4 protein-coding genes are annotated in these 2,865 nt (G+C 69.0%); all 4 read right to left on the minus strand.

Annotated features, from left to right (window positions below; all coding sequences use genetic code 11):
* Positions 1 to 74: 74 nt before the first annotated feature.
* Positions 75 to 353, minus strand: coding sequence for a glycogen debranching N-terminal domain-containing protein (locus FXF52_RS40800; protein WP_148804980.1), 279 nt, complete (start codon positions 351 to 353; stop codon positions 75 to 77).
* 2 nt (positions 354 to 355) lie between these two features.
* Positions 356 to 685 carry an SCP2 sterol-binding domain-containing protein gene (locus FXF52_RS40805; protein ID WP_255472934.1) on the minus strand — a complete coding sequence of 110 codons (330 nt, stop codon included), beginning with the start codon at positions 683 to 685 and terminating at the stop codon, positions 356 to 358.
* A 31-nt stretch (positions 686 to 716) separates the two neighbouring features.
* Positions 717 to 1,949 carry a zinc ribbon domain-containing protein gene (locus FXF52_RS40810; protein WP_222870957.1) on the minus strand — a complete coding sequence of 411 codons (1,233 nt, stop codon included), beginning with the start codon at positions 1,947 to 1,949 and terminating at the stop codon, positions 717 to 719.
* Positions 1,950 to 2,016: 67 nt separating this feature from the next.
* The coding region (locus tag FXF52_RS40815) for an IS630 family transposase (RefSeq protein WP_148804982.1) at positions 2,017 to 2,865 on the minus strand (849 nt) is incomplete at its 5' end.

The following is a 2,865-nucleotide window of genomic DNA, read 5'->3' on the forward strand; positions in this document are numbered from 1 at the left end:
CACCGCTGAGCGGAGAGCGAAACATCCGAACCACTCAGCAATGAGCAAGAAGTAGGAAGCAGACACTCGTCGGGTCAGCCGGGTACCGGCAGTCGGCCGTGGGCGACGGCGTCCAGCCGTCCCCACGGACCCGAAACGCCGAGAAGGAAGAACCGCGTCTCGAAGTAGTTCAGCTCGTCCACGGCAAGCAGGTTCCGGCGTTCCCCGTTGACACGCAGGGCCCACAGGTTCAGATACCGGGTGTCGAAGGAGTAAAGTCCGGTCGCAATGCCCGCGGCGGCGGACATGTCGCCGCGATTGTCGCTCAGGATGTACGGCTTGCCGTCCACGGTGCTGACCAGCTTCGGATCCACGGTCAGCCCTCCGGCGTCCGAGCCGCGGTCCGGCTGGCCCTTCGAGCCGCCGGCAGCAGTTCACGCAGCGTGGCCAGCAGGGTGATATCGCCTTCGACGCTGAGCAGGTTCCGCCACACGGCGGCGTACACCCCCTGCTCTCCAGTCAGTATCCGAGCGAACACCTCGCGCCTGGCACGGATGACGGCGTCCGCCTCCCGGCTGTCTCTGGCGACACCCACGTTTCCCGAGTCGAAAATCAGCACCCATTGCTCCAGCATGTGGTCGACGGTCAGATCGAACCGCATCCTCCCGGTGTACTTCGCGGGAAGACGCGGCCTACTCCGTTCGATGTCAGCGGCATCGTCCCCCCAGCGTCTCTAATCAGCTTAGTGATCCTGAGTCGGATTGGGTTTCCGGGATCGTTTCCCACCGTGGTGGGGTCGCGTGGGCGTGGAAGTGGAATCCCGCGCCCAACGCGGCTCCGCGTGGCTGGTGGCCGGTGGTGGGTGTGCTGGTCGTGTTCACGCCCTGGTGTCGGTGGGCTGCGCGGGGCAGCCTCCGGTCCGTTGGTGCGTGTCCCTCCGGACGCTTTCCCGCCGAGCCGTGAGGCCGGGTGGGGGAGGGTGCCCTGCGTCGCCTGGGCGCGGGGCGTGATGGTTTGTGCAGGGTGGGGCCAATCTTCGACCGGTCGACCCGGTGGCTCTTTGTGATGACCGCGGAGGCCTCAAGTTTGTCGACCACGCCGCGGATGACCATGTGCCCGCTGGTCTTGTCGATGACGGTCTTGGCCTGGTGGGTGAGGCCGCGGGCGGCGATGCGCCGCCAGGCGCCCTGGTCGCGGTCGCCCTGCCAGCGGCAGGACTGGCGGGGACAGATGGCCCACTTCCAGCCCGCCACGGTCGGCTTGTCGGGGGCTTTGCGATGCCGTAGCGGGGTCAAGCAGCGGGGGCAGTGCTTGGAGGTGTTCCGGGCAGGCGTGGTGACCACGGCGATACCCGCCTCGGCGGCGAGGTGCCGCATCCGGTCGACGATCTGCCCGCGCACCTGCTGGGACAGACGCGTGTTCAGGGTGGCGCCCATGCCCTTGGCTTCCAACGACCGCAGGTCTTCCACATAGATCACGCTCGCCGCGGCGGCGATCGCCTGGTCCACGGCCCAGCGGGCGGCGGCCCACGCGAGCGCGGCGTTCAGGTTGGAGCGGCGGGCGGAGACGTGGCGGATCTCGGCGCGTAGTACCGCCAGTTTGCCGACGAGGTGATGCCGCTCGTCACGGCCGGTGAGGCGTTGGTAGTGGTCGGCTTTGGCGTGCAGCCGTTCTGACAGCCGCCGCAGGCGGTGCTGCTTGGCGAGGACCCCGGCCGCCCGGAACTGGCCACCCGCCCCCAACGCGGTGATCCGGCCGTCCTCGTGCAGTCGCAGGGCTCCAGCGGACAACAGGGTGTTCAGCCCCCAGTCCACACCCAGCGCCACCGAGTGACCGGTACGCCGAGCCTTCGGCACGGCGTGCGTGTACGCGACATCGGCGCGTACCTGCCGGCCGGTGACCCGGAGGGTGGGCAGGTGCAGCACCGCGCCCGCGGGGACCGTGGGCGGCAGGCTGATCGGACAAGCCACCCACGCCCAATCCGCATAGGCTCGCGGATCCGGGCGCGTGGGCAACTGCAACCGCAGCAACACCCTCCTAAGCGCCTGGCCAGAAGTTTTGTCCGTAACCCTCGGGTAGCCAGGGTGAGGTCCAGGGCGCGGTGGTGGTCAGGTTCTGGGTCGGGGTTCGATGGCGGAAGAAGGCGTGGGCTTGCCGGACCCGGTCGGCCATTGTGGCCGGGGCGGTGTTGGCGATGTGTTGTTTGAGGACGGCCCACATCCGTTCGATCGGGTTGTCCTGAGGGCTGTACTTCGCGCCTTCGATCAGCATCAGGCGGGGATGTTCGGCCAGCCACCGTTTGGTGATCCCGCTGTGGTGGGTGGTGCCGTTGTCGCAGATCACGGCCACGATCGGGGCGTCGGGGTAGACGGTGAGCAGCAGGTCGAGGAAGTAGCAGAACACCACGGAGACGTTCTTCACGCTGACGTGGTGGTGGAAGGCGCCGGTGGCCAGGTTGACCGCGCCGTGCAGGGTGCGGCGGATGTTCGAGCCGGGGGTCATCACGCGGTGGCGGGTGCCGGTGGGCATCCAGCAGGCCCGTACCCGGGCGAGCAGGTCCAGGTGGGTTTCGTCCTGCGCGAGCACGACCGACCCCACTGGTAGCGCGGCGACGCGTTCGCGGATGCCGGCGCAGATGGTGTCCCGGTCGGGGTCGCTCTTGGCGATCAGGCGGGGCCGGCACCAGCGGGCCTGCTCACGCACGCGGCGGTACACGGTGCGTAGGCTCATCCTCGGGCGCCCCAAGGCACGCCACACTCGGGCGGTGGTCCACGCTTTCGATGTGCCGAGCAGGGCCCGGATCCGCTCGCCCAGGCGTGGGCTGCCCAGACGGGGCCGCCCGGGGCGGGGCCGGTCGGGTAACCCGGCCAGACCTTCCACGTCGTG

The organism is Micromonospora sp. MP36 (assembly GCF_008119785.1).
In the GTDB taxonomy this organism is placed as follows: Bacteria; Actinomycetota; Actinomycetes; order Mycobacteriales; family Micromonosporaceae; genus Micromonospora.